Annotated in this window: 24 protein-coding genes and 1 pseudogene; 16 read left to right on the top strand and 9 right to left on the bottom strand. The window is 73.5% G+C overall.

What is annotated here, in order from left to right; all coding sequences use genetic code 11:
* The 4 genes and pseudogenes from ACWDZ4_RS31965 to ACWDZ4_RS31950 all read left to right on the top strand — a co-directional run.
* Positions 1-643: DUF72 domain-containing protein (locus ACWDZ4_RS31965; RefSeq protein ID WP_451511880.1), on the top strand; the 643-nt coding region annotated here is incomplete at its 5' end.
* A 500-nt stretch (positions 644-1,143) separates the two neighbouring features.
* Complete coding sequence (locus ACWDZ4_RS31960; protein WP_451511879.1) at positions 1,144-2,070, top strand: oxygenase MpaB family protein; 927 nt, start codon at positions 1,144-1,146, stop codon at positions 2,068-2,070.
* Positions 2,052-4,355 (top strand): tetratricopeptide repeat protein, encoded by a 2,304-nt coding sequence (locus ACWDZ4_RS31955; RefSeq protein ID WP_451511878.1) that lies wholly within the window; start codon positions 2,052-2,054, stop codon positions 4,353-4,355. Before ACWDZ4_RS31960 ends, ACWDZ4_RS31955 begins: the two co-directional genes overlap by 19 nt.
* 21 nt (positions 4,356-4,376) lie before the next feature.
* Positions 4,377-4,571: pseudogene (locus ACWDZ4_RS31950) on the top strand (FAD-dependent oxidoreductase); the annotation flags it as partial.
* A gap of 39 nt (positions 4,572-4,610) precedes the next feature.
* Here the strand turns inward: ACWDZ4_RS31950 and ACWDZ4_RS31945 are convergent.
* The 4 genes from ACWDZ4_RS31945 to ACWDZ4_RS31930 form a co-directional block, all read right to left on the bottom strand.
* On the bottom strand, positions 4,611-6,356 hold the full coding sequence (locus tag ACWDZ4_RS31945; protein WP_451511881.1) for a serine hydrolase: 1,746 nt from the start codon (positions 6,354-6,356) through the stop codon (positions 4,611-4,613).
* Positions 6,357-6,502: 146 nt separating this feature from the next.
* Positions 6,503-6,853, bottom strand: coding sequence for an Asp23/Gls24 family envelope stress response protein (locus ACWDZ4_RS31940; RefSeq protein ID WP_451511877.1), 351 nt, complete (start codon positions 6,851-6,853; stop codon positions 6,503-6,505).
* A complete protein-coding gene (locus ACWDZ4_RS31935) occupies positions 6,850-7,467 on the bottom strand; it encodes a hypothetical protein (RefSeq protein ID WP_451511876.1) in 618 nt (205 codons plus the stop codon). The genes ACWDZ4_RS31940 and ACWDZ4_RS31935 overlap by 4 nt, the downstream gene beginning before the upstream one ends.
* Complete coding sequence (locus ACWDZ4_RS31930; RefSeq protein ID WP_451511875.1) at positions 7,458-8,048, bottom strand: RNA polymerase sigma factor; 591 nt, start codon at positions 8,046-8,048, stop codon at positions 7,458-7,460. Before ACWDZ4_RS31930 ends, ACWDZ4_RS31935 begins: the two co-directional genes overlap by 10 nt.
* A 226-nt stretch (positions 8,049-8,274) precedes the next feature.
* On the opposite strand from ACWDZ4_RS31930, the gene ACWDZ4_RS31925 reads away from it, so the two are divergent.
* From ACWDZ4_RS31925 to ACWDZ4_RS31905, 5 genes are all read left to right on the top strand, one after another.
* Entirely contained in the window at positions 8,275-8,784 is a 510-nt protein-coding gene (locus ACWDZ4_RS31925; protein WP_451511874.1) for an Asp23/Gls24 family envelope stress response protein, read from the top strand.
* Positions 8,785-8,798: 14 nt separating this feature from the next.
* Positions 8,799-8,993, top strand: a complete 195-nt coding sequence (locus ACWDZ4_RS31920) for a hypothetical protein (RefSeq protein ID WP_451511873.1) — start codon at positions 8,799-8,801, stop codon at positions 8,991-8,993.
* Complete coding sequence (locus ACWDZ4_RS31915; RefSeq protein ID WP_451511872.1) at positions 8,993-10,057, top strand: DUF6286 domain-containing protein; 1,065 nt, start codon at positions 8,993-8,995, stop codon at positions 10,055-10,057. Before ACWDZ4_RS31920 ends, ACWDZ4_RS31915 begins: the two co-directional genes overlap by 1 nt.
* On the top strand, positions 10,023-10,592 hold the full coding sequence (locus ACWDZ4_RS31910; RefSeq protein WP_451511871.1) for a hypothetical protein: 570 nt from the start codon (positions 10,023-10,025) through the stop codon (positions 10,590-10,592). The genes ACWDZ4_RS31915 and ACWDZ4_RS31910 overlap by 35 nt, the downstream gene beginning before the upstream one ends.
* A 129-nt stretch (positions 10,593-10,721) precedes the next feature.
* Positions 10,722-11,138, top strand: coding sequence for an SsgA family sporulation/cell division regulator (locus ACWDZ4_RS31905; protein ID WP_451511870.1), 417 nt, complete (start codon positions 10,722-10,724; stop codon positions 11,136-11,138).
* A 522-nt stretch (positions 11,139-11,660) separates the two neighbouring features.
* Here the strand turns inward: ACWDZ4_RS31905 and ACWDZ4_RS31900 are convergent.
* Entirely contained in the window at positions 11,661-14,132 is a 2,472-nt protein-coding gene (locus ACWDZ4_RS31900; RefSeq protein ID WP_451511869.1) for a penicillin acylase family protein, read from the bottom strand.
* Between the two features lie 146 nt (positions 14,133-14,278).
* Between ACWDZ4_RS31900 and ACWDZ4_RS31895 the strand changes: the two genes are divergently transcribed.
* Entirely contained in the window at positions 14,279-15,841 is a 1,563-nt protein-coding gene (locus tag ACWDZ4_RS31895; protein ID WP_451511868.1) for an acyl-CoA synthetase, read from the top strand.
* Here ACWDZ4_RS31895 and paaK read toward each other — a convergent pair.
* Complete coding sequence (gene paaK / locus ACWDZ4_RS31890; RefSeq protein ID WP_451511867.1) at positions 15,801-17,099, bottom strand: phenylacetate--CoA ligase PaaK; 1,299 nt, start codon at positions 17,097-17,099, stop codon at positions 15,801-15,803. The genes ACWDZ4_RS31895 and paaK overlap by 41 nt on opposite strands.
* 120 nt (positions 17,100-17,219) lie before the next feature.
* On the opposite strand from paaK, the gene ACWDZ4_RS31885 reads away from it, so the two are divergent.
* Both ACWDZ4_RS31885 and ACWDZ4_RS31880 read left to right on the top strand, forming a co-directional pair.
* Entirely contained in the window at positions 17,220-17,855 is a 636-nt protein-coding gene (locus ACWDZ4_RS31885; protein WP_451511866.1) for an alpha/beta fold hydrolase, read from the top strand.
* Between the two features lie 114 nt (positions 17,856-17,969).
* Complete coding sequence (locus tag ACWDZ4_RS31880) at positions 17,970-18,344, top strand: DoxX family protein (RefSeq protein WP_451511865.1); 375 nt, start codon at positions 17,970-17,972, stop codon at positions 18,342-18,344.
* 20 nt (positions 18,345-18,364) lie between these two features.
* Here ACWDZ4_RS31880 and ACWDZ4_RS31875 read toward each other — a convergent pair whose 3' ends face one another.
* Together ACWDZ4_RS31875 and ACWDZ4_RS31870 are read right to left on the bottom strand one after the other, a co-directional pair.
* A complete protein-coding gene (locus ACWDZ4_RS31875; RefSeq protein ID WP_451511864.1) occupies positions 18,365-18,556 on the bottom strand; it encodes a DUF4236 domain-containing protein in 192 nt (63 codons plus the stop codon).
* A gap of 1,144 nt (positions 18,557-19,700) precedes the next feature.
* On the bottom strand, positions 19,701-21,242 hold the full coding sequence (locus ACWDZ4_RS31870) for an ATP-dependent DNA ligase (RefSeq protein WP_451511863.1): 1,542 nt from the start codon (positions 21,240-21,242) through the stop codon (positions 19,701-19,703).
* Positions 21,243-21,293: 51 nt separating this feature from the next.
* On the opposite strand from ACWDZ4_RS31870, the gene ACWDZ4_RS31865 reads away from it, so the two are divergent.
* From ACWDZ4_RS31865 to lepB, 4 genes are all read left to right on the top strand, one after another.
* On the top strand, positions 21,294-21,728 hold the full coding sequence (locus ACWDZ4_RS31865; protein WP_451511862.1) for an SRPBCC family protein: 435 nt from the start codon (positions 21,294-21,296) through the stop codon (positions 21,726-21,728).
* 307 nt (positions 21,729-22,035) lie between these two features.
* A complete protein-coding gene (locus tag ACWDZ4_RS31860) occupies positions 22,036-22,275 on the top strand; it encodes a DUF397 domain-containing protein (protein WP_451511861.1) in 240 nt (79 codons plus the stop codon).
* Between the two features lie 161 nt (positions 22,276-22,436).
* Positions 22,437-22,937 (top strand): hypothetical protein, encoded by a 501-nt coding sequence (locus ACWDZ4_RS31855; RefSeq protein WP_451511860.1) that lies wholly within the window; start codon positions 22,437-22,439, stop codon positions 22,935-22,937.
* A 25-nt stretch (positions 22,938-22,962) separates the two neighbouring features.
* Complete coding sequence (gene lepB, locus ACWDZ4_RS31850; RefSeq protein ID WP_451511859.1) at positions 22,963-23,685, top strand: signal peptidase I; 723 nt, start codon at positions 22,963-22,965, stop codon at positions 23,683-23,685.
* 89 nt (positions 23,686-23,774) lie between these two features.
* On the opposite strand, the gene ACWDZ4_RS31845 is transcribed toward lepB, so the two are convergent.
* A complete protein-coding gene (locus tag ACWDZ4_RS31845) occupies positions 23,775-26,000 on the bottom strand; it encodes a terpene synthase family protein (protein WP_451511858.1) in 2,226 nt (741 codons plus the stop codon).
* Positions 26,001-26,135 lie beyond the last annotated feature (135 nt).

Below are 26,135 nucleotides of genomic sequence, written 5' to 3'. Positions count from 1 at the left end.
CGCGAGTCGACCCTGGAGGGGCTCGACACCGCGGCCCGCAAGGGCAAGCACGGCGGCCGGCCGCCGGTCATCACCGACGCCCCTGCGCGACGCCGGCCGGCTGGGCACCGTGCTGTTCCAGTTCTCCCCCTGGTTCGCTCCCGGCGCCCGCGCGCGGGCGTACATCGAGGAGTGCGGGGAGCGGGCCGGGACCCCGATCGCCGTGGAGTTCAGGCACCCCGGGTGGCTCGCCCCGGACCGCATCGATGAGACGGCCGGCTTCCTGCGGAGCAAGGGCATCCCCCTGGTGGCCGTCGACACGCCCCAGGGGCTGCCCGAGTCGGTGCCGCCCGTCGCGGAGGCGACGGAGCCCGCGCTCTCGGTCGTACGGTTCCACGGGCGCAGCCCGCAGTGGGGTACCGGCAGCAAGGAGGACCGCTACCGGCACCGCTACACCCATGAGGAACTCAGGGGCTGGCTCCCGCGCATCCGCGCGCTCGCGGAACGTACGGAACAGGTCCACGTGCTCTTCAACAACTGCTGCGCCGAGGCGTCGGTCGAGGCGGCCGGGACGATGTGCGAACTGCTGGCGGACGAGCGGGGCGAGCGGGAGGACGCGAAGGGGAAGGAGGAAGGAGTGCGTGAGACTCCGCCGGATTCCTGAAGCGCCTCCCCCGGACGCGCATCGTGTGCTGCGGCGTGTCACGGCATCAGGTGCACAGCTCGGTAACGAGGAGCTGCAGGCGGGCTTCCTCGAGGGCGGTGCGGTGCGCCGGGCGGTTGCGGGAGCCCCGGAGCACGGTCGCCGAGACCCCGGGCGGGTGCGCGGCTCAGCCAGGCCCGGACACCCAGCAGCCCACGGCGCCGATCCGGGGGAGGCGCCCTTCGCCGGTGTCCCGATCCCCGGCATGGAGGACAACAGCCCAGGAACCAGCAGTAGTTCCCTGAGCACGTGGTCGTCCAGACCGGTCAACCACGTTCTCGGCCCCTCAGCACCTGTCCCCGTGGAAGGATCTCGCCAGCGGCCCGCGCGCCACGGAGCGGATTCAGCCCGGCCCGCTTCTTCGGCGCAGGAATCACTGACAGGCGTGGTGAGGACACACCGGCCCCTCCCGTCGGCCGGCCGCCGCGGTTAGCCTGGCCGTACCGGCAGGAGGTGGGGACATGCGCGACGCCGACCCGGGCCTCTTCGGGCCCGAATCCGTCACCTGGCAGATGCACAGCGACCCGGTGATGTGGATAGCGGGCCTCCGCGCGCTCTACCTCCAGGCACTGCATCCGCGCGCCGTCCGAGGCGTCCTGCAGAACAGCGACTTCCGCAAGGACGCCTGGGGCCGGCTGATGCGCACCGCCTCCTTCGTCGGCGCCCTCACCTACGGCACCACGGAGGCCGCCGAGCGGGCCGGTGCCCGCGTCCGCAGGATCCACAGCATGCTCGGCGCCACCGACCCGGCCACCGGTGAGCGCTACGGCGTCGACGAGCCGGAGCTGCTGCTGTGGGTGCACTGCGCCGAGGTCGGCTCGTACCTGGACGTCGCGCGCCGCTCGGGCCTCCGGATCGACGACGCCCAGGCCGACCAGTACCTCGACGAACAGCGCGAAAGCGCCCGCCTGGTCGGCCTCGACCCGGCCCGGGTCCCGGCGTCCACGGCCGGACTCGCCGCCTACTTCGAGCGGGTGGGGCCGGAGCTCGCCGCCGGGCCCGAAGCGCGCGCAGTCGACGACTTCCTCCGCAGCCCCCCGGTGCATCCGCTGCTCGTACCGGCGCGCGCACTGCTGTGGCGGCGCGTGGCCGCCCTCGCTTACGCCTCACTGCCTCCCTACGCCCACGAGCTGTACGGCCGCCCCGCCGCCGCACCGCAGGCCGTGACCCGCAGGCTCGCCATGACCGGAACCGCCCTGCGCTGCGTCCCCTCCCGTGTGCGGTGGCAACTGCCGCCCCAGCACATTCCGAGGGCGGTGGAGCGTCTCGGCCCCGACGCGCGCCCCGCCCCGTACAAACTCCGCAGACAGGCGGCCATACTGGGCGGTCCGGGGAGGGCGCAGCGAAATGACGGGGGCGACAGCACGAGATGGCGGACACCAGGCTGATCCAGGGCCGGTACCGGCTGCTCGACCTGATCGGGCGCGGGGGCATGGGCGAGGTGTGGCGGGCCCGCGACGAGTCGCTGGGCCGCCGGGTCGCCGTCAAGTGCCTCAAACCGGTGGGGCCTCAGCACGACGAGTCCTTCACGAGGGTGCTGCGCGAACGCTTCCGCAGGGAGGCGCGCGTGGCCGCCGCCCTCCAGCACCGCGGTGTCACCGTCGTCCACGACTTCGGTGAGCACGACGGCGTTCTCTACCTCGTGATGGAACTGCTCGAAGGGCGCAACCTCAGCCAGCTCCTGGAGGACAACAAAGCGCGTCCGCTCGACGTCGCCGATGTCGTCGACATCGCCGAGCAGGTCGCCTGGGCCCTGGCCTACACGCACGACCAGGGCATCGTCCACCGGGACCTGAAGCCCGCGAACATCATGCGGCTCACCGACGGCACGGTGAAGATATGCGACTTCGGCATAGCGCGCCTGGGCCACGACATCGGCTTCAGCTCCCGGCTCACCGGCACCGGGATAGCGATGGGCACCCCGCACTACATGTCGCCCGAGCAGATCGGCGGCGACCACGTCGACCACCGCAGCGACCTCTACTCGCTGGGGTGTGTGCTGTACGAGATCGCCACCGGCGTTCCGCCGTTCGACCTCGACGACGCCTGGGCGGTCCTCGTCGGACACCGCGACACGCAGCCCCAGCCACCGCGCGTCCACCGCCCCGAACTTCCCGAGTTCTTCGACCGCGTCGTCCTCGACCTGCTCGCCAAGACGCCCGGGGAACGGCCCGCCGACGCCAAGGACCTGGCGCACCGCCTGACCGCGGCACGCGCGTCGGGCTCCGTCGCCGTGCCGGTGCCGGTGCCGTTGCCCGCGCCCGCGCCCGTGTCCTCGCCCGTCCTGCGCCCGCCGGCCGGGCGCCCCGAACAGCCGCCGTCGCGCGCCCCCCGCCTGCCCTCCTGGACCCGCGGCATGACGACCGGCCACAAGGCGAGCGGCACATGGGCCCTCGCGTCCACCCCGCCCGACCACTCCGCGGGCCTGACGGGGGAGTGGACCACCGGCGTGGGCCCGCGGGCCGTGCCCGCCGCCCCGGCCGCGGCCCGGCCGGAGCGGCACACTGCCTCGCCCGGGGTACTGGCCGTACTCACCAGCAGGCACGACGCGGGCCTCAGCCTCGGCCGCCTCGGCCGCTGGAACGAAGCGGGCGAGGTGCACCGCGCGGTCGCCGCCGAGCGCGAACGCGCCCTGGGCCCGGATCACCCCGACACCCTCGCCAGCCACTACGAGGTCGGCTTCACCCTCAGCAGGACCGGGCGCGCCGCCGAAGCCCTGCGCGAGTTCGGCCGCGTGGCCGAGGGCCGCGAGCGCACCATGGGCCCCGACCACCCCGAGACGCTCGCCGCGCGGCAGGAGACGGCGTACGTACTGGGCCAGCTCGGCCGCCACGACGAGGCACACCAGGTGTACGCGGACGTGCTCGCCTCCCGGGAACGCACCATGGGGCCCGAGCACCCCGACACGCTGCGCTGCCGGCACAACCTGGCGTTCAACCTCAGCAGGCTGGGGCGCCTGGAGGACTCGTACCGCATGGCGCACGAAGTGGCCACGGCCCGCACCAGGGTGCTCGGCGCGACGCACCCGGACACGCTCGTCACGCGGTACGAGGTCGCGTACGCACTCGGCCGGCTGGGGCGCTGGACGGAGGCCCTCCAGACATACCGGGAGGTCGCCCGGGCCCGCGCGCAGACGCTCGGCGCCGACCACCCCGACACCCTCGCCGCCCGCTACGAGATCGGCATCAGCCTCGGGCGGCTCGGCCGCAGCGCGGAGGCCCTGGAGCTCTACCGGGACCTGGTCGACGACCGCACCCGGGTGCAGGGCCCCGCCGATCCCGAGACGTTGCGCGCCCGGCACGGCCTCGGCGTCAACCTCGGCCGCCTCGCCCGCTGGGAGGAGGCCCTGGCCGAGGCCCGCGACGTCTGCGCGATCCGCGAACGCGTCCTGGGCCCCGACCACCCCGATACGCTCGTCAGCCGCCGCGAGGTCGCCGTCGGCCTCGGCTGGCTGGGCCGCTGGGCCGACGCGCTCGACGTCTACCGGCAGGTCGCCGAGGCCCGCGAACGCGTCCTCGGCGCCGACCACCCCGACGCCCTGGCCGGCCGCCACGACGAGGCGCACTGCCTGGAGCAGCTCGGGCGCGGCGCGGAGGCCGTCGAGCTGTACCGGCGGGTGGCCGATCTGCGCCGACGGGCGGAGCGCGGAGCCACTGAGTCGCCAGGCCACTGATTCGCCAGGCCACCGGATCGCCGCGTCCGGGAACTGCGGCTGCCCGGTGGCCGCATCTTCCACCGCGCGCTCTCCTTCCCGTACGCCGACGAGTCCGCCGGGACGGGCCGGTGGGGCGTCGGGACGGCGCACGCGAACGTCCTGCTGTGCGGCGCGGGAGCCGTACGCGGCGGCGGAGCCGGCGGCCGCAACGCGGCGACGGCCGCGCGCGGGCGCCGACCTGAGGCCGGCCGCATCCGGCCCGGCGGCTTCCGGTCAGTCCTCGGAGGCCGTCCAGCCCGTCGCCTCGACGCGGGCGGCGTCCGCGGGCCTGGCCTCGTCGAAGAGGACGCGGCGGCCGTCGTCGACCCGCAGCCCGTCGACGTACGCGCCCCGCCCGACGTACAGCGTGTCGGTCCGGTACCGCCAGCGCAGCCGCACCTCCTTGCCGCGCCAGGCCGCGAGGTCCGCGCTCAGCCGGTGCCAGACGCGCCCCGACCAGCCGGTGACCGCGCCCGCCGGGTGCGTCTGCGGCTCCCGGCCCTCGCGTACGGTCGTGAACGGCACCGCCTGCCAGGTGGCGCCCCCGTCCGCCGAGGCTTCGAGGAAGAGCCGGTCGGACCCGGGTTCGGTGTCCCACCACAGCGAACAGCGCAGGCGGGGGCGGTCCGAGGCGAGGGGGAGGGCGGGCAGGGTGAGCGTGGCCGTGGCGGCGGAGGCCATGCCGGAGAACCAGGCGGTGCGGCCGTGGGCCGGGCGTACGGCGACGGCGCGGGCCAGGTTGTTGGCCGCGGCCACCCGCGGGGCGCTGCCGGAGCGCCAGTTGCGCACGGGGTGGACGGAGTTGCCGAGTACGACGAGGAAGGAGTCGGCCGACGGGTCGAGGACCAGGCTGGTGCCGGTGAACCCGGTGTGGCCGGCGGTCTTCGGAGTGGCCATCGCACCCATGTACCAGTGCTGGTGGAGCTCGAAGCCGAGGCCGTGCTCGTCGCCGGGGAAGGCGGTGTTGAAGTCGGTGAACATCAGCTCCACCGACTCGGGCTCCAGGATCCGCGCCCGCCCGTACGCGCCGCCGTTGAGGAGCGTACGGGCGAGGACCGCCAGGTCCCAGGCGGTGGAGAACACCCCGGCGTGTCCCGCGACACCGCCGAAGCCGTACGCGTTCTCGTCGTGCACCTCGCCCCACACCAGACCCCGGTCGAGACCGGACCAGGGCAGCCGGGCGTCCTCGGTGGCGGCGATCTTCGGCTTCCAGGAGGCGGGCGGATTGAAACGGGTGCGGTGCATCCCGAGCGGAGCGGTGATCTCGTCGTGGAGCAGGGCGTCCAGAGTGCGACCGGTGATCGCTTCGAGGACCAGCTGCAACGAGATCAGGTTCAGGTCCGAGTAGAGGTACCTGGTCCCCGGCGCACTGGCCGGCGCCTCGTTCCACAGAAGCCGCAGCTTCCCCTCCCGCGTCGGCTCCTTGTAGAGCGGAATCCACGCACGGAACCCGGACGTGTGCGTGAGCAGCTGGCGCACCGTCATGTCCTGTTTCCCCGCGCCCCCGAACTGCGGGAGGTATGCGGCGACCCTCTCCTCCAGCTCCAGCGCGCCCCGCTCGATCTGCTGCACGGCGAGCATGGAGGTGAAGAGCTTCGAGACCGACGCCAGGTCGAAGACCGTGTCCTCGGCCATCGCGATCCGCTGGTCCGCCGGGAACTCCACCGCCGTGTCGGTCTTCTCGTCGTACGCCGAGTAGCGCACCGCCGAGCCGATCGCCTGATGCAGCGCCACCGTGCCGCCCCGCCCGGCGAGCAGGACCGCGCCCGCGTACCAGGGGTGCTTGGGGGAGGGGCCGAGGTAGCGCTCCGCGTCGGTGACGAGCTGCTTCAGGGGGTCGGGGAGCAGCCCGGCGCGCTCGGGCGAACCACGCCGCAGCGTGGGCCGCCCGCCGTCCGCGCCGGCTTCCTTCGCCGCCGCCGTTGCCACCGCCCGCCCGGCGGCCGGCGGCGCGAGCACCAGGGCGCCGCCCAGCGCCATGATGCCGACGCCCAGCCTGCGCCGGCTGATCCCTCTGTCCGTCGCACCGTCGGTCACGAGCCACCCCTTGTGAAAGTAACTTCCGCCACGCGCTCAACAAGCGAAACTTTCTTGCAGGCGGAGGGTGCTGTCAACCGTCCCCGCACTCACACGATGCCCGTCACGGTCACCGTCACAGCGGCCCTGACGGGGCGTCCGCCCGCCGCGGCCGCCCCTGCGGCCGTCTCCGCGGCCGCCGCCTCGACCGCCGCACGGACCGCGCGCGTCACGTCCACCGCCCGGTGACCGCGCAGGACCGCGAGCTGTACGTCGATCCGCCACCCGCCCGAGCCCTCCGCCGCCCTGGCCCGCACGCCACCGGAGCCCCCCGGCCGCTGCCCCGTCGCGCCGCGCAGGACATCGGCGATCCCGGGACGCAGGAAGGCCACGCCCGGCACCGCGAGGGCCGCCTCGGCGGCCGCCCGCTCCAGCCGCGTCCTGCCGGCCCGCGCCGTCATCGGCCGCTCCCGTCCCGCTCGTCGAGGATGTCGATCACCCGGACGTCGATGGTCCGCACCGGCATGCCCAGTACCTCTCCGGCAGCCGCGGCGACCCGTGCGCGTACCGCGTCGCAAGCCTCCGGCAGGGTCCAGGACAGGGCCACCGCCACCTCGATCTCCACCCGCGCCGCGTGGCCCACCGGGGCGATGCGGCAACTTCCCGTGCGTACCCCGGGCAGTGCGTCGGCGGCCGCCCGCAGCGCCTTCGCCGCGGCGGCCTCGAAGACCCAGCTGTCCTCGTCCGGCCCACCGAGGGGCAGCGTGCGGCCGGGCCGCAGTTCCAGGCGCACGATGTCCATCACGCGGGCCGTCACCGCTTCGGCGTCCGGCTGGTCGGACTCCGTGTCCTGCGTGGCGCGGGCCCGGCTGACGAATTCGTCCAGTACCCGCAGTTCGTCGAGCGCGGCGGCGCAGTGCGGGCAGTCGTCCCGGTGGTCCTCCTGACCCTCCTGGCCCGCCTGGTCCTCCTCGGCGAGGCGGGCGTCCCAGACGTCGGCAAGGGAGCGTCCGCACAGCAGCAGTTCGTCGTCCGCGGGATCGGGACCGCCCGCCGGTTGTGCGTTCAGCGCCATGCGCTCATCACCTCCGTCAGGGAGCGCCGCGCCCGGAAGATCCGGCCGCGGACCGCCTGGTGGCTGATCCCGACGGCGTCCGCGATCTCCTCGTACGGCAGTCCGTGCAGTTCGCGCAGGACCCAGCAGGCCCGCTGCTCCGGCGAGAGCCGGCCCAGCGCCGCGGACAGCTCCTTGAGGGCCGCTCCGGCCTCGGCGGCGCGCGCCGGGGACCCGGTGTGCTCGGGCGCGGCCGGCTCGGGGACGGCGTCCAGGTCGGTCACCGGCCTGCGGGCGCGCAGCAGATTCAGACAGCGGTTGGTGACGATCCGGTACATCCAGGTACGGAAGGCGGCCTCGCCCCGGTACTCCGGCAGCCTGCGCCAGGCGCTGACGAAAGCGTCCTGCACGGCATCCTCCGCTTCGGTCCTGTCGCCGAGCATACGGAGGCCGAGTTGCAGGAGCGGCGGCCCGTGGCGGCGGACGAGGACCTCGAACGCCTCCTCGTCGCCCTCGCGGGCCCGCACGGCCAGCAGCGCGTCCTCGTCGGACTCCGACGGGTCCTGCGTACGCTGCGGCGGTTCATCCCCGTCCCCGGGCACTCGGCGGCTCCTCTCGTTCCTGCCTTACACCTGTGCGTCTGCTACTTGGACACGGCCGCGGTGGATGTGTCACGGCGAACGTGTCATGGCGAAGGTGTCACGCCCCCGCCGTGACGGCCCGGCGGAAAAGAGGGTTGGGATCCGCGTGACACTTCACCGGGCCCGGTGTCCAACGAAGTGACAGGGCACATGTACTGAGAACTCCGAAACTCCGAGGGGAAATCCGATGACGTCGAACACAGTGTCCGCCGGATCGCCGAACGCCTCCACCGCACGCAAGGGACCGGACGCGGGGCACACCACGACCGTGGGCGCCGGGGCGACCGGCCCCGCCGAGCCCGCCGGGACCCGCGGCAAGACGTCGATCGCCGATGTCGTGGTGGTGAAGATCGCGGGCATGGCGGCGCGCGAGATCCCGGGCGTGCACGACATGGGGGGCGGCCTGTCGCGCACCTTCGGCGCCGTACGCGACCGGGTGCCGGGCGGGCGGCCCAACGTGGGGCGCGGGGTCAAGGTCGAGGTCGGCGAGCGCCAGACGGCGATCGACATCGACCTGGTCGTCGAGTACGGCGTACCGATCATGGACGTGGCGCGGGACGTACGGGAGAACGTGATCTCCGCCGTCGAGCGGACCACGGGTCTGGAAGTCGTCGAGGTGAACATCTCCGTCGACGACGTGCACCTGCCCGACGAGTCCGACGAGGGCGGCTCGAACACCGAATCCCGCGTGGAGTGAAGGGTTTCGCGGCGATGAGCGCAGCACAGCTGGGACTGGTGGCGGGCATGGCGCTCGCCTTCGCCGCGTGGTTCGGCGGGTTCGGCGCGTTCCTGCTGGTCGGGGCGCTCGGCGGCGCGGGGTTCGCGGCCGGCCGGGCCCTCGACGGGGGCGCCGGCGGCCCGGACCTGCGGCGGTTCCTGGACGGCGTCGCAGAGCGGAGGCGCTGATGGTGCCGGCCGAGCCGGGCGGACGGGCCGCCGACCGCGGTACGACGGTGATCACCGACCGGGCGCTGCGCCGCGTCGTGTCGCGCGCCGCCGGGGAAAGCCTCGGACAGGACGGGAACGCGGAGCACGCCGCCGTCACGAGGCGCGGGAGTTCCGTCCGCGTCTCGCTGGGCATCGGTCTGCGCTATCCGGCGGACTCCACCGGACTCGGGGCGCGGGTACAGGCGCATGTGGCCTCCCGTACCGCCGAGTTGACCGGGTTCACCGTCTCGACGGCGGAGGTGGCGGTCAGCCGGCTGCGACCGGACCCCGCCCCCTTCCGGCCGGGAGCGGCACCCGCCGTCGTCGAGGGGGCCGGTGCGGCGCCTGCGGACGCGGGCCGCCGGGAGTGGTCGGCCCGGCGGCTGCCCGCCGCGCTCGCCGCCCTGGCGGGGACCGCGGCGGGCGGGGCACTGCTGTACGACATCGCGGCGACCGGGGGCCGTACGGCCGCACGCGTCCAGGACGGCGTCCTGGACCGGCTCGCGGACGCCGGGAGCGGCGGTGGCGGCAGCGTCTGGCCGGTGGTGGCAGGAGCATGCCTGGCTCTCCTCGGAGCATGGCTGGTCGTGCTCGCGCTCACCCCGGGCGCCCGCCGCCTGCCGATGGCCGTGCCCGCTTCCGGTGTACGGGCCGCCCTGGCCCGGGACAGCGCCCGCACGCTGCTGCGGGACGCGGCACTCGACGTACCCGGCGTGGCGGCGGCCCGCGTACGGCTGCGCCGCGCGCACCGCGTCCGCGCGCGCGTCACGGTGGCCTTCGGGGATCCGGACGCCGTGCGTACGGCGGTGCACGAGCGGCTGTGCGCGACGCTCCCGGCCCTGGGCACGGCACGGCCCGAACGGGTACGGGTCGGGGCCGTACGCGACCGCGACTGGCGCGCACCCGCACCCGTCGGGGAGGAAGAGCAGCCGGAAACGCACGAGGACGGGCACGGACACGAGGACGGGCACGGGCACGGGCACGATCAGGAACACGAGAGGGGGCGGCATGGAACCGGCGCGCCGCACAAGACCGTTGCGTGACGGTCTCAACCGCGCACTGCTGGCGCTCCTGGGCGCGGCGGCGCTGGCAGCGGGGACCTGGCTGGCCGTCACCGGCCCGGCCCGGGAGGTCCCCCCGTGGTGGCCGCTGCCGGGAGAAGGTCTCCGGCCTTCCGTCCCCGACTGGGGTTCGCCCGCCGTGATCGCGCTGGCCGGCGCGGTCACGGCGGCCTCGTTCGGGTGGCTCGTGGCGCAGGGACCCGGGCGCGGACCGCGTCGCCTCGCGCTTGCCCACCCGGCGCTCCACCTCCGTACGAGGACACTGGTGCGCGCCGTCCGTACCGAGGCCGAGGCGGTCCCCGGAGTGGTCAGGGCGCGTGTACGCCTCTCGGGAAGGGCCGCCCGCCCCCGGCTGGCCATGGCCGTACTGCTGGAGCCGGAAGCCCGTCCCGCGGCGGTACTGGAACGCCTCGCCGGGGAGCAGCTGCGGGCCGCCCGCACCGCCGCGGGCCGTGAACGGCTGGTGCTCAGCGTGCGGTTCCGGGTACGCGGGCACCGGACCGGCCGCGCCCGCTGACCTCCGCGGAGCCCCTTCGTGTCACCCACACAGGTGATATGACCGCGCGCCGCGTGAGGACTCGGCCGGGCAGGTGTCCGGAAGGACAGCGGTGCATGTCGGCACCGGTATGAGGGGAAGGAGAGTCCCTTGCTCGCCAGCATGACTCACTTGGTCGCGGCCCGGCTCTGCGCGTCGAGTATCGGCGTCCGGTATACCGTCACCGTCTCTCTGACATACGCGTGCGACGATCCGCTGGCCGTCCATCTGACCTTCCCGGCCGACGCGTCCCGCAACGACGCCCCGGCGACCTGGACCTTCGCCCGCGGTCTGCTGGCGGCGGGCCTGCACACGCGGGCCGGGGTGGGCGATGTGCAGGTGGGGCCGCACGACGAGCGGTGGGTCACGGTGAGCCTGACGGCGCCGGAGGGCGCGGCCGTGGTGGAACTCGACCGGCGCGGCCTCCAGCGCTTCCTCGCCCACGCGTTCGCGGCCGTACCGGCGACCGAGGAAACGCGACGCCTCGCCGTCGACGCCCTGATCGAGTCCCTGCTCGCTCCGGGCTGATCCGGGAAGCCCCGGGCCGGTCCGGGGCGTACGGGCGGGACCAGCGGGACCGGTCCTCCGCCGGGAGCAGGACGGGCAGCAGCCCGGCCTCCTCGTGGGCGAAGTGATCCTCCAGGGTGGTCGCGAGCCGCTCCGGCCCGGCCCGGGCCGAGCGCTCTCGCCGGGTCCCGTGGCGTCGGCCGCCCCGGCGAGCAGAGCTTCGAGGTCCGCCGGCGTCCCGGCGACGGCCCGGTGTCCGCGCCGGCCTCGGTCGACGGCCGGCCGGGCCGGGGAGCCCGCCGCCCGGCGCGCCGCGCTCGCCCCGCTGACCGCGGCCGGGCGCAAGAGGTCCGCCGAGGCGCCGACGGCGTACGAGAACGGCCTCGCCGGCGACTGGGACCTGACATGCTCACGGACCGTCTCGACGACCGCACGACGAGGTGCCCGCCCCGCACAGTGATCAACCGGCGCGTCGGCGGATGCCCCGCGCGCGACGGGCCCCCACCGCACCGGTGGGGGCCCGCCGCCGTGTGTTCGCCGAGGTCAGCGCTCGCGCACGCGCTCCACCCGCAGCTCCGGCGACCTGAGGATGTCCTTCTCGCAGAACCGCGACGTCACCCAGCGCCCGCCCGAGTACAGCTCGGTCTGGTCGCTGGAGTGCGGCGAGGCCGGGTTCGACGACTGCGCGTAGGCCAGCAGGGTGCGCGCCACCGGGCAGCGGCCGCCGTCCCAGCCCACCGCCTGAATGTGGCTGGAGCCGGCCGTCACCTCTGGGTAGCCGCCGCCCGCCGCGTTCCACACGGGCTCGATCTTGTTCCAGATGCCGAGCGACTCCGTACCACCGTGGATCGGGATGCGCTTGCCGCCGCGTACGACGAACTGGTGCTCGCCCAGCGGCGCGTCGAGCGCGATGCCCGCCGCCCCGAGCTCTTCCACCGCGCCCGTGAGGGCGGTGGCGAAGCCGGGTGCGGCCGTGTTGAGCGTGTGCGGCGTACGCACCGGATCGGTGGGGGAGAACGGCACCTTCCACAGCTGGGCCGCCGGCACGGACGCCACCAGCCTGCGCCAGAACCGGTCGAAGAGCAGCGCGCCCCTGCTGTCGCTGTTCACCGTCCTGTCCCACCGCCCCAGCACCTCGCACGCGTCCTCGAGGTCCGGCCGGTCCGGCCGGACCGCGGCGAGCGCCGTGCACGCCTTCACCGTGCCGGCCGCCGCCAGATCACCCGCGGGCGCCCGGTTCGCGAACTGCTGCCGCTGCAGGTCACCGACGGTCAGCCGGCCCTTCTCCGCCATGGCCGACACGTCCTCGACCGCGCCGCGCGTGCGCAGGGAACGGGGCGTCGCGACGGTGCCGAAGACCCGCTCGTAACCGGTCAGCGGCCGGTCCGCGTTGGTCAGCCAGGCGCTGTCGTTGGAGTTCTCGACGTACGGCGCGTCCTTGAGCACCGGCATCTTCGACGGGCCGAAGATCCCCGGCTGCACCGCGTCCTTGTCCGAGCCGAGCGCGCAGTCGCCGCGCGAGCCGTCCAGTACGGCGACCCCGGACACCGGGTACGTCGCCTTACCGAGCGGCGTCGAACAGCGCTGTGCGAGGTCGTCGGTGATCCGGGGCAGGACCTGCGACTGGCTGAAGAAGGAGTGCCCGGCCGAGTCCGCCGCGACGGTGTTCACCCAGGGGAGCCCCTGGACACGGCGCAGGGTCTCCTGGACGTCGCGCGTGGAGCGGGACTTCGCGAAACCGAGCGCGGTGTCGGAGCCCCGCAGATTGGCGGCGTTCGGATCGTTGAGGGCGTACGCCGTCGTCACCGACCAGGGCAGCGGCAGCGAGGCGCCGAGCGAGGTGACGACCGGCCCGTACCGGGTCCACCACTGGGTCCGCGTCACCGGAGCCCCGTCCTTGACCGGCACGGACACCGTCCGCTTCGTCATCCGCTCCCGCTCGCCGTCCACGAGGTACGCCGTCGGGTCGGCCGGATCCAGCGTCAGCTGGTGGAGGTTGAGGGTGACGCCCGTCGCGACCGTGTGGCTCCAGGCCACCTTCTCGTTGAAGCCGATGTTGACGACGGTCGTGCCCAGCAACGAGCCGCCGGAGACGTTCAGTTCGCCCGGGATGGTCTGCTGCGACTGCCAGAAGCGCCGGCCGCCCTGCCAGGGGTAGTGCGGATTGCCCAGCAGCAGCCCGCGCCCGTTCGCGGTGGTCCTCCCGCTGAACGCGACGGCGTTGGACCCCATGTCGGCGTTCTGCGGAGCGAACATCTCGCGCGCCGCACCGGCCGCCCGCTCCGGATCGACCGTGTTCACGGGCGGGGCGCCCGTGGGCCCGGCGCTCGGCGGCGCTGCCGCCGTGATGCCGTCGATGCCGCGGCCCTGGCCGCCCAGGACGGAGACCGCGAACCCGCGCCTGGCGACGTCCAGCGGTGTCACCGGGCGCACCCAGTCGGCGTCCTTGCAGGCCGGATCGGTGATGCGGTTCTGCTCCAGCCACGCGTTGTACCCGGCGGCCCAGCCGCGCATCGAGTCCTTGATCTGCCGGCTGGGGCCGGCGGGGGCGGGCGTGGCCAGCAGTTTCTCGACCGTACCCGCGTCCCGTACGCCGGCGAAGTACAGGTCGCTGGACAGGTTCTTGGTGGCGGACGACAGCGAGAAGTCGGGCGCCGCGTCCGGTCCGAAGTGACGCGAACGCTCGCCCCGCACGGTCACGAACCCGTCGGCGAGCGTGCACACCTGGTCGGCGGCCTGGGCCCAGCCGGTGCCGAAGCCGAGGTTCGCGTAGTCCTTGGCCACGATGTGCGGAATGCCGTACTCCGTGTAGCGGATGAGAGCGGACAGCTTGCCGGACGACGGATGCCGGTCGCGGGAACCGGCGTCGGCGGTCCCGGAGGTGGCGGTCCCGGAGGTGGTTCCGGCAGTGGACCCGGAGACGGCCCCGGCGGTGGCCGGCGGCAGCACGGCCGCCGCGGTGACCAGGGCTATCCCGGTGAGCGTGAGCTGTTTCAAGCGGGTACGGAAGTGCAACGTGCCTCCCAGAGCGACGGCGGAGCAAGGGGGTCGGCCGAGTGATGGTCCATGCAGGCACTTTGGTGGACCCCTGTCAACATCCCGGTCGGTATCCGGCCCTGCGGCCACTTGACCCCGCCGGCACCGCGCCCCAGGATCACGCCATGACGACAGACGTACGCGGCAGCACAGTCGACGGGATCGTGCGCCGCAGCGCGCGGCGGACCCCGGAGCGCACCGCCCTGCGGTACGCCGACCGGGCCTGGACCTACGCCGAGCTGGACGCCGCGGTGTCCACCGCCGCCGCCGAACTGGTCGCCCGCGGGCTGGAGGACGGCGACCGGGTGGCGGCCTACGGCCACAACTCGGACGTGTACCTGATCGCCTTCCTCGCCTGCGCACGCGCCGGGCTCGTCCACGTGCCGGTCAACCAGAATCTGACCGGTGACGACCTGGCGTACATCCTGGAGGACTCGGGCAGCGCGCTGGTCCTCGCCGACCCCGGCCTCGCGCACCGCGTTCCCGCGGGCGTCGCCGTACGCCCGCTGCGGGACGCCGAGGGCTCGCTGCTCGCCGCGCTGGGCACCCCACGGCCGTTCGCCCCTGACCGGGACGCCCGGGACGTCGTGCAGTTCCTCTACACCTCCGGCACCACGGCGCTCCCGAAGGGGGCGATGATGACGCACCGCGCACTCGTCCACGAGTACGTCAGCGCCATCACCGCGCTGGACCTCGAGGAGAGCGACCGGCCGGTCCACTCGCTGCCGCTCTACCACTCCGCGCAGATGCACGTGTTCCTGCTGCCGTACCTCGCGGTCGGCGCGGAGAACGTCATCATCGACGGGCCCGACGCGAAGACGGTCTTCGATCTGGTGGAGGCGGGGCGGGCGGACAGCCTCTTCGCACCGCCCACGGTCTGGATCGGTCTGTCGAACCACCCGGATTTCGCCACCCGTGACCTGGGCGGACTGCGCAAGGCGTACTACGGCGCGTCCGTCATGCCCGTACCGGTACTGGAGCGGCTGCGCGAACGGCTGCCCGGTCTGGCCTTCTACAACTGCTTCGGCCAGAGCGAGATCGGCCCGCTGGCCACCGTCCTGGGGCCGGACGAGCACGAGGGGCGGATGGACTCGTGCGGCAGGCCCGTGCTCTTCGTCGAGGCGAAGGTCGTCGACGAGAACGGCGACGAGGTCCCCGACGGGACGGCGGGCGAGGTCGTCTACCGCTCACCGCAGCTGTGCGAGGGCTACTGGCACAGGGCGGCCGAGACCAGGGAGGCGTTCCGCGACGGATGGTTCCGCTCCGGAGACCTCGCGGTGCGCGACCGCGAGGGGTACTTCACGATCGTCGACCGGGTGAAGGACGTCATCAACTCCGGTGGCGTGCTCGTCGCCTCCCGGCAGGTCGAGGACGTGCTCTACACCCACCCGGGCGTCGCGGAGGCGGCGGTCGTCGGACTGCCCGACGAGCGCTGGATCGAGGCCGTCACCGCCGTCGTCGTACCGCGCGGCGAGGTGACGGAAGCGGAACTCCTCGCACACGCCCGCGAGAAGCTCGCCCACTTCAAGGCCCCGAAACGGGTGCTGTTCGTGGACGAACTGCCGCGCAACGCCAGCGGGAAGATCCTCAAGCGCGAACTGCGCGACCGATTCGGCGCGTTCACCTCGCCCACCTCGCCTGCTTCGTCTACTTCGCCTGCTTCGTCCGCAGATCCTCGATCCGCCTGAGCTTGCCCACCGACCGCTCCAGCGTCCCGGGATCGACGATCTCGACCCCGACCGACACCCCCACGCCGTCCTTCACGGCGGCCGCGATCGACGCCGACGCGGCCGCCCGCTGCTCCCCGGTGGCCTCCGCCCGCGCCTCCGCCCGTACGGTCAGGTGGTCCATCCGGCCCTCGCGGGTCAGCCGCAGCTGGAAGTGCGGGGCGACACCGGGCGTACGCAGCACGATCTCCTCGATCTGGGTGGGGAAGAGGTTCACGCCGCGCAGGACGACCATGTCGTCGCTGCGGCCGGTGACCTTCTCCATCCGCCGGAAGCCCGGACGCGCCGTTCCCGGGAGCAGCCGCGTCAGGTCGCGCGTGCGGTAGCGGACGACCGGCATGGCCTCCTTGGTGAGCGAGGTGAAGACCAGCTCGCCCTGCTCGCCGTCCGGCAGCACCTCGCCTGTGATCGGGTCGACGACCTCCGGATAGAAGTGGTCCTCCCAGATGTGCAGGCCGTCCTTGGTCTCCACGCACTCCTGCGCCACTCCGGGGCCGATGACCTCCGACAGCCCGTATATGTCGACGGCGTCGATCGCGAACCGTTCCTCGATCTCGCGCCGCATTTCCTCGGTCCACGGTTCGGCGCCGAAGATGCCTACTTCGAGGGATGTCGTACGAGGATCCACGCCCTGGCGCTCGAACTCGTCGAGCAGCGTCAGCATGTAGGAGGGCGTCACCATGACGACCTCGGGGCGGAAGTCCTGGATCAGCTGCACCTGGCGCGCGGTCATCCCGCCCGACGCGGGGATGACGGTGCAGCCGAGCCGCTCGGCCCCGTAGTGCGCGCCGAGGCCGCCGGTGAACAGGCCGTATCCGTACGCCACATGCACCTTGTGCCCGGGGCGGCCGCCGGCCGCGCGGATCGAGCGGGCCATCATGTCGGCCCACATGTCCAGGTCGCGCTCGGTGTAGCCGACGACCGTCGGGCGGCCCGTCGTGCCGCTGGACGCGTGGATGCGGCGGATGTCCGACTCCGGAACGGCGAACATGCCGAAGGGGTAGTGGTCGCGCAGGTCGGTCTTGACCGTGAAGGGGAAGCGGGCGAGATCGGCGAGCGAACGGCAGTCCTCGGGACGGAGTCCGGCCCTGTCGAACGCCTGCCGGTAGAACGGGACGTTCTCGTACGCGTGGCGCAGTGTCGTCCGCAGGCGCCCGAGCTGCAGCGCACCGAGCTCCTCGCGGCCGAGCTGCTCCGCCGCGTCCAGCGAAACCGTCATAGGTGACCCTCCCGCACCGATCGGACAACCGATCATTCGGTTGATCTTCCGTGGGCCAGTAATCCAGGAGCCCGGTCGGACGTCAAGGGAACGCGTTGCCCGGGACGTCCGGCAGTTGTCATGATCTTGCGCAGGGGGACATTCGGCGCGTACGACGGGACCACGCTCGCCTACCGCCTCGTGGGGGAGGGGGAGCCGCTGGTCCGCCTGCCCGGCGGCGCCATGCGCGCCTCCACCTGCCTCGGCGACCTGGGCGCCCTCTCCGCGCACCGGCAGCTCGTCCTCCTCGACCTGCGCGGCACCGGCGACTCCGCGGTCCCGGCCGACCCGGCGACGTACCGCTGCGAGCGGCTCGTCGCCGATGCCGAGGCGCTGCGCGAACACCTGGGCCTGGAGCGGATGGACCTGCCGGCGCACTCGGCGGCGGGCAATCCCGCCATGCTGTACGCCGCCGCCGACCCCGGCCGTATCCGCCGCCTGGCGCTCGTCACACCGACCGCATGGACGGCGGGGGTGCCGCTGACGGGCGAAGCCCGGCTGCGCGGCGTCGACGCACCCGGTTCGGTCCGTCCGTTCCTCTACGGACGCTGGGACGCGGCCGCCCGGGCGCACGCCGCCGCGAGCCCGCTCCAGCTGAACGAGGCGGCGGCGACCTCCATCACCTCACCCGCCCTGCTGATCGCGGGCGGCCCCACCAGCCACATACCGCAGGACCGGCCGGCGCGGACGGCGGAGCTGATCCCCGGCTGCTACTGACACGGTGTCTGGCAATGCGGCGTACCGGCTGGTAATAATCATCCTGCCGAACTGCCACGACTGCCACGACCGGCACGTCTGCCGCAACTGCCACGTCTGCCCTGGAGGCCCCGGTTGACCGCGACCGACCGTTCCGCGCGTCTGCTCGTGGGTCTTCTCGCGGCGGCCGGCGCCGCCCACATCGTGGCGCCCAGGCAGTTCGACGCGATCGTGCCCCGGACGCTGCCGGGAAGCCCCCGCGCCTGGACGCACGCGAGCGGCGTCGCCGAACTCGTGCTGGCGGCGGGGATCGCACTGCCCCGCACCCGGCGGGCGAGCGCGGTCGCCGCCGCGTGCTTCTTCGCGGGCGTCTTCCCGGCCAACGTGAAGATGGCGTACGACTGGCGCCACAAGCCCGCCCCGCTCAAGGCCCTGGCCTGGGGGCGGCTCCCGCTCCAAGTCCCGCTCGTCCTGTGGGCGGCCAGGACCGGCCGGGACGCCACGCGCTGAGTCATCCCGTGCGGCGCGGCTCAGCGCCTGCGCGTGGTCCTGCGCCAGCCGAAGGGACCCGGCAGGTCCATGGAGGTGGTGCGGCGGCCCGTACTGCTGAAGGTGTGCCGGGGGCCGTTCCTGCCGCCCGTGGTGAGGGACCAGGAGTGACGGTTGATGTTCAGCCGCACCCCCGGGAGGATCCGGAAGCTCTTGCGGAATGTGATCGGCATGGCCGGCGTCCTTGGAGGAGGGGATCCGAGGCTGTACGGGTGTCCCGTCCTGCCCGCACCATGCCCCCGGCCGGTGCGTGACGCGGGGGAAAGCTCCTCGGTGGTGCGGCGATTGCCCCCCGTACCGTCCGACCGTGACGACACCGGCGGACGGACCCCCGCACGATGCGGTACGCCGCCTCGCCGCGCACGAGGATCCCCGACGGAGGTACCGGGGACCGGTGCTCCTGGCCGAGCGGCCGGAGACGGACCCACCACCGGCGAAGCGGACTTGGCGCGGTTCGCGGAGGCGCTGCCCGCGTCCGTGGCGGAGCCACCGGAGGCGGCGCTCGTTCCGGCGGGGCTGTACGAGCGCCCGCGGCCGCACCTCGGCGGGCGGCGCCCGCCGTCGTGGCGTACGGCCGAACTGCCGACAGGGGTAAGACCGCCTGGCTGCGCGCCGAAGGCCGTGACGACCTGAGGACGGACTCCGCCGTCGTCGACGGCCCGTTGCGGGGCCCGGACGCCGGGCCCCGGGACACCGCCGTGTCGGACGGGCCGCGCGAGCGCGCGCGAGCCGCGCGGCCGGCGCTCCACGCCCTCCGTCCCGGAAGGAACTGCCGGCCCTGGCCCGGACCGGCGACCCGGGGCGGACGCGCCGGGCTCTCACCCGTCTGGCCGAGGAGCACCGGGGACCGGGCACGGGACCGGACACGCACCCGCACCCGGACTCGGATCTGAAGGCCCTGGTCGGTGAGTTGCTGAAACACCCCAGGTCCAAGGTCCGCCTCCACGCCCGCCGGACCTCGCGGACGAGGCCCGGCGGCAGACCTGCCTCCACCACACAGCGGTCCTGCTGGACGACCCCCGGCCCGACGTGGCGCGTATGGCGATCCGGACGCTCTGCCACGCGGCGTGGGAACCCGCACGGCGGGGGAACCCGTGATCCCCGCCGTGGTGGACACGCTCCAGCGCCCGCACCCCGTCGTGGGCAAGTCGGCACGCGAGGGGCTGGTCCGTACGCGAGGGGCTGGTCCGTATGAGCACGTCGGCGGTCCCCGCCCTGCGGTACGCCGCCGGCCACGCCCGCCCCGGCAACCGGTCCCTCGGCACGGACTGGCGCGAACAGATCACGGCCGCGCCCGCCGACGGCGAGCAGGAGCGTTCAGTCCGCCGCCCGCACCGGACCCGAGGCGAGGACGGTGGCGACCGTGTCCGCCTCGGTGGCCGGCTTGTCCTCGCGGTGGCGCACCACACGCGCGAAACGCAGCGTCACCCCTTCCGGATAGCGCGTGGACCGCTGGAGCCCGTCGTAGGCGACCTCGACGACGAGCTCCGGACGTACGGTCACCACATGACCGCTGTCGTCGGTCGCCAGCTCCCGCAGCCGCTCCGTCTGCCAGTCCAGCATCGCGTCGGTGAGCCCCTTGAACGTCTTGCCGAGCATCGCGAAGGTACCGTCGGGCCGCCGTGCCCCGAGATGCAGGTTCGAGAGCTTGCCGGTCCTGCGGCCGTGCCCCCACTCGGCGGCCAGGACCACCAGGTCGAGCGTGTGCACGGGCTTCACCTTGAGCCACGAAGCGCCGCGCCGCCCCGCCTGGTAGGGCGAGTCCAGCGCCTTGAGCACCACCCCTTCGTGACCGCGCCCCAGCGTCCGCGCCAGGAAGTCCTCGGCCCGCGGCGCGTCGTCGGGACCGGTCACCACCGTCCGGCGTACCCGCATCGGCTCGGGCACCAGGCGCGCCAGCCGCTCGTACCTGTCGCGGTAGGACAGGTCCAGGAGGGCCTCGCCGTCGAGCGCCAGTACGTCGAAGAAGACCGGCGACAGGGGCAGCGCCTCACGGGCCGCCGCCACGTCGAGGCGGGAGCCGACGCGACCCGCGATGTCCTGGAAGGGGCGCGGCCCGCCCTCCGCGTCGAACGCGATGACCTCGCCGTCGAGGATGAACCGGTCACCGGCCAACCCGGCGGCGGCCGAGGTCAGTTCCGGTACGCGGTCCGTGATGTCGTCCAGGGTGCGGGTGAAGACGCGCACCCACGCCCCGTCACGGTGCACCTGAACCCGGACGCCGTCCAGCTTCTCCTCCACGGCGCACGGCCCGAGCCTGTCGACCGCCGCGCCGACGTCCTGCCCGGGGTGCGCCAGCATCGGCGGCACGGCGCGGCCCACCCGGAGGCTGAACTCCGCGAGCGCCGCGGGCCCCCGGGCCAGCAGCGCCCGGCCGACCTCGACCAGCGAACCGCCCAGCATCACCGCCCGGCGCACGTCGGCGGCGGGCGCCGAAGCCGCCGCGGCCAGCCCCTCCGCCGCCAGCGCGTCCAGAGCCCCCTGCCGCACCTCACCCGTGAGCAGCCCGATCAGGAACCGCTGCTCCTCGTCCGTCGCCGCCGCCATCAGCTCCCGCACCAGCCGCCCCCGCCGCGCCTGCGCGCCGGGCCCCGAGACCCCCGCGAACCCCGTCAGCGCCGAGTCCACCCCACCCACGGTCAGCGTGGGCTCGGCGGCGGGAGCGACGGGCTCGCGCAGCAGGCTCCAGCCGATCCCGATACGTCCCTGGGGGAGACGGCCCGCCAGGTAGGGGATCACGATCGGTACGTCGTCGGGCCCCGCGCTCCGGAAGAGCTCCGCCAGCAGCGCGGTCTTGCGCGAGCGCGCCGACGTCGAGGCGATCTCCCGCGAGACCCGGGCGAGTGTGACCAGCAGCATGCCCTCCATCCTGCAACGGCGCGCGCCGTTGCACAGCTCTAAGGTCGGGTTGTGGCCCTCTTCCGTATCGAACACCGAACGCCGCTGCCGGCCCACGAGGCGTGGCGGCGCCTGACCGTGTGGGAACACCACGCCGCTCAGGTCCCGCTCACCCGCATCACCGTCACCACCGCGCCGCCGACCAGCGAGGGGACGGTGCTCGTGGCCCGTACGGCCCTGGGACGCCTGGGCTTCGACGATCCGATGGAGGTCATGGTCTGGGATCCGCCGGTGCGGGACGGCGCCGGCCACTGCCGGCTGGAGAAGCGGGGCAGGGTGGTCCTGGGGTGGGCCGAGATCGACGTACGCCCCGCCCGGGACGGGGCCGTGGTGGTCTGGACGGAGGAGCTGCGGCTGCGCGGGTTTCCCCGGGCGCTCGACGCGGTGATCGTACGGGTGGGACGGATGGTCTTCGGCCGGGCGGTGAAGGGCCTGCTCGGGGCGTAGGGGCTGGGCGGGTGGAGGCCCCGAGGCGCACGTACGGCACGAGCGGCACCCGGCACACCTGGCCGGCCCCCGACACCCGCCGCCCGACACCCGTCGCCGACACCCGCCGCCCGGCCCCCGACACTCGCCGCCCGGGCCGCCGACACCCGCCGCCCGACACCCGCCGCCCGGGCCCCGCCGCCCGGGCCGCCGACACCCGTCGCCGACGCCCGACGCCCACGGTCCGCGCACTCCCGTCGCGGCCTGTCCGTCGCCGGGGACGATCGCTAGGCTGACCGGCGGACGACGAACCGGGAGGAGCAGGGACGTGGCCGAGAGCATCACCGCGCAGCGGCGTGCGGACTGGGGCAAGCCGGAGCTGGACCTGAGCCGAGCGGACTGGCAGCCGGGCGGTCAGGGGGCCGGCGACGTTCAGATCGCGTTCGTCGAGGGATTCATCGCGATGCGCAACGCCGCCAGGCCCGGCAGCCCGTCACTGATCTTCGACCCGGCCGAATGGCGCGCCTTCGTGCGGAACGCGCGGGACGGCGCCTTCGATCTGACCTGAGGGCCCGCGACCACGCTCCGCCCCTCGCCGTACGGGCTGGATTCCAGCCCGTACGGTGGCCCCCCGGATCCGCCGGCCGCGCGCCCCGAGCGGCCGGGAGCGAGCCGCGCACCGGTCCGCCCCGGCGCCGGAAGCCCGCCCGGGCCACGTACCATGGCGGCATGTCCTTCCTCCGCCGCCGCCCCTCCGCCACGCCCGAGGGCCCGGAATTCGACGTCCTGGCCATGGACCCGGGCGACTGGCCGGGCAACCTCGGAGCGGGCCTGCTGCCCGCCCCCGACGGCAGCTGCCAGGGTGTCTTCCTGCGCTACGACCTGTTCGGCGGCCGCGGCCCCGCGATGATCATCGGCAATCTGCCGGAGGGCTCCCCGGCCAGGGAGCTCGCCGAAGGGCAGGTGCCCTTCGAGGTGGCGCAGCTGCTCGCGGCGCTCGAGAACGACGAGCCCGTCGAGGTGGTCGGCAGCGAGGACATGCCGGTGATGCAGGGCGACAACCTGCTGATCGTGCGTCGCATCAAGCTCTCCGAAAGCCGCATCTCCTGCGTACAGTTCGACCGCAGCGACCGTGTGCTCGTCACCATCGCCAGCTGGGACCGGCCGATCACCGACGACCTGTACGCGCTGCTGAAGCCCCTGCCCCCGGAGCTTTTCCAGCAGGGTTGAGTTCCGTGCGAGGCGAGGAGCGGTGGTGGGAGACGTGGCAGTCGGCGTACCGGAAACACGGCATCCGAAGGTGAAGAAGCAGCGCCCCTTCTGGAGGGAGTTCCCGCTCCTCGTGGTGATCGCGCTGCTGCTGGCCCTGTTCGTCAAGACGTTCCTGGTGCAGGCGTTCTCCATCCCCTCGGAGTCCATGCAGAACACGCTCCAGAAGGGCGACCGGGTACTCGTCGACAAGCTGACCCCGTGGTTCGGCTCCGAGCCCGAGCGCGGTGAGGTCGTCGTCTTCCACGACCCGGGCGACTGGCTGAAGAACGAGCCGACGCCCCGGCCCGGCGCGGTGCAAAAGGCGCTCGGCTTTGTCGGACTCATGCCGTCCGCCGAGGAGAAGGACTTGATCAAGCGGGTCGTCGGGGTCGGCGGTGACACGGTGGAGTGCGAGGGCGCGGGCCCGCTGAAGGTCAACGGCAAGGCGCTCGACGAGCCGTACGTCTTCCCCGGGAACACGGCCTGCAGCACGGACCCGGACGGGCAGTTCAAGGTCACCGTACCCACCGGCCACCTCTGGGTGATGGGTGACCACCGGCAGGCGTCCGGAGACTCCCGCTACCACCAGCACCAGCCCGGCGCCGGCATGGTGCCCGTGGACGACGTGGTGGGACGCGCGGTGGTGGTCGCCTGGCCGGTCGGCCGGCTGGACAACCTGCCGGTACCCGCCACCTTCGACCGCGCGGGCACCGACGCGCGGCGCTGACCGCTTCCGCCGCCTCTCCCGCCCCGCCCCCGGTGAACAGGCCGTATGCGGCGGCCCGTTCACCGACGGCGGGCGGTGTGCGGGCGGTGTTATGCGTGCGCCGCGGCCGGCCGGCCCAGCAGAGCGGTGACCCGGGCGGCCGAAGTGCCCGGCCCGGTGGGGCCGCTCAGGTGCCACGGCGCGCCGCCGGCCCCGCTGCGCAGGTCCTCGTCGCGGTAGCGGACGCACCCGCGGTGCCAGTTCAGGATCCCGGCCATCCAGTCCTGGAGCTCACGCACATAGCCGTCGAGGATCTCCCGGGCTTCGGCGCCCAGCCCGAAGTCGTCGTACAGGACGGGCAGTTCGACCTTGATGACGTGCTGGAACTGCCTCATCCGCCCCTTCATCAGCTCGTGCACCATCTCGACCCCGGTCGGATAGCCGACGCCGAAGAAGTTCTGCACGACCAGGACGGCGTTGTGCACCTCGCCCTCGTACTCGATCTCCTTCTGGTACGAGAAGAGGTCGTTGAGCAGGGTGGCGTAGTCGACGGCCGAGTTCTCCAGCGACCGGATGGAGCCGCTCTGGTAGATCTCGTCCGGAACGCGGTCCCCGTGCGACAGCCGGCACAGCCGCATCGTCATGTCGGCGCCGAAGGTGAACCGCCGCATCTCGACGTAGTCCACCGGGTCGGGAACACGGTGCAGCGCCTGGTTCGCCAGCTCCCACTCCCAGCTCGCGATCATGTCGGCGACCGACTTGCGGAACGTACGCCGCGAAGCGTCGTTCATCGGCCCCGCCGTCCGCTGCCAGAGGTCGGCCAGCCCCCGCTCCATCGCGTCCACCGGCTCGGGCGTGGCCTCCCCGGCCAGGGGCATGAAGAGCCGCAGCCGCTCATTGGCCGCGTGCGCGCCGGCCAGGTCGCGGGTGCGGCCGTAGATGACGGGGTAGAGGTCGTCGCCGTACGTCCCCCAGGTCAGCCAGTTCGACGACAGGTCCAGCTCCTGCGGCGTCGCGTCGGGTTGCAGACCCGCCGAGCAGAGCGGCAGATCGATGTTCCGCAGCCGGCGCTCGTCCCACACGTGCGACGCCGGCTGCCCCGGCCGCGGCCCCAGCATCCCCATCCGCCGCGCCCACGCGATGTTCCGCTCCCGGGCGCCCGCCAGATGCGGGCTGAGCTGGAGTGCGTACGGGAAGTCCAGATCGGGCACGATGGACGGACCGACGTGCTGGTACGGCACATGGCTGTGGGTGCGCAGACGCGCCGCTTCGGCCCTCGGCGTGAAGTGGATCGTGGCCGCGGCCATGCCCCAGCCGCTCTCGGCGGGCCCGGCCGCCGCCCCGCCGCCGTTCATGTACCGGCTGGAGCGCATGTGCCACTCGTGTCCGCCCGACTGCCAGTCCTGCAAGCCCTTGGCGTACGCCAGTACGGCGGCTGTCTCGTCCGGGCGCAGCCCCTTCTCGGCGCACAGCGGCCCGAGTTCGGTGAGCGCCGTGTTCTCGAACTGCTGGAGCCGGGACGTCAGCAGATCGTTCACCGCCTCCGCAGCCTCCTGCGTCGTACAGCCCAGGAAATTCTCCAGGACCAGTACGCCGTTGCTGTTCTCGTGCTCCTCCTCGACCTCACGCTGGTACGAGAAGAGGTCGTTGCGCAGGTGCACCGCGTCCGAGAACGCGTCGCGCAGCACCGCGAGCGGCCGGGAGCGCGCCACCGACGCCGGGACCTCGGCGTTCGCCGCGAACTCGACGATGCCCGCCGACCAGGGCGCGCCGCCGACCTTCCGGCGCATCTCGATGTACTCGACGGGGTTGGCAATCCGTCCCTCGTCCATGTTGGACAGTTCCCACAGGGACTCGTTGAGCAGGTTCCTGGTCGACTCGGCGAACCGTTCCCGCCACGCGCCGGTCATGCTCGGCACGGTCCGCGTCCACAGGTCCGCCAGCCCCGCCTCGACCGGGTTCTCCGGCTCCGGCATACCGTCCGCCAGGTCCATCGGCATGAACGCCGGCAGCCGGTCCAGGTACCGCTTCCCGCCCTCCCGGTCCAGGGACCGCTTGAAGGTCTCCAGGAAGTGGTCGTCGAAGAAGAAGACCCACACGTACCAGTCGGTGACCAGCGCCAGCACGTCGGAGGAGCAGTCGGGATGGGTGTACGCGCAGAGCAGTGCGTAGTCGTGCGCCTCGAGGTCGCGCTCCTCCCAGATGCCCGAGCCCTCCAGCATCTCCATCCGGCGAGCCCACTCCCGCGTGTGCCGACGGGCTTCCTCGACGTGGGGGTTGAGCCGCGCCGGATACGGAACGTAGAAGTCCGGCAGTGTGAAGGGCTGTTGTGCCATGTACGGGTCCGGCCTTTCCAGGACGTCCGCGCGTCCACCGTCGCACGGACCGGTCAATTCCGCCCAGCCCTACCCGTCGCCCGTACGGCCCACTCCCCGCGCCGATTAGTCATACGAAAGGGCGCCATCGCCGAC

It is taken from the genome of Streptomyces sp. NPDC003016 (assembly GCF_053591455.1).
Note: the sequence above shows the minus strand (reverse complement) of the source record. Positions and strands in the feature narration are given on the sequence as shown.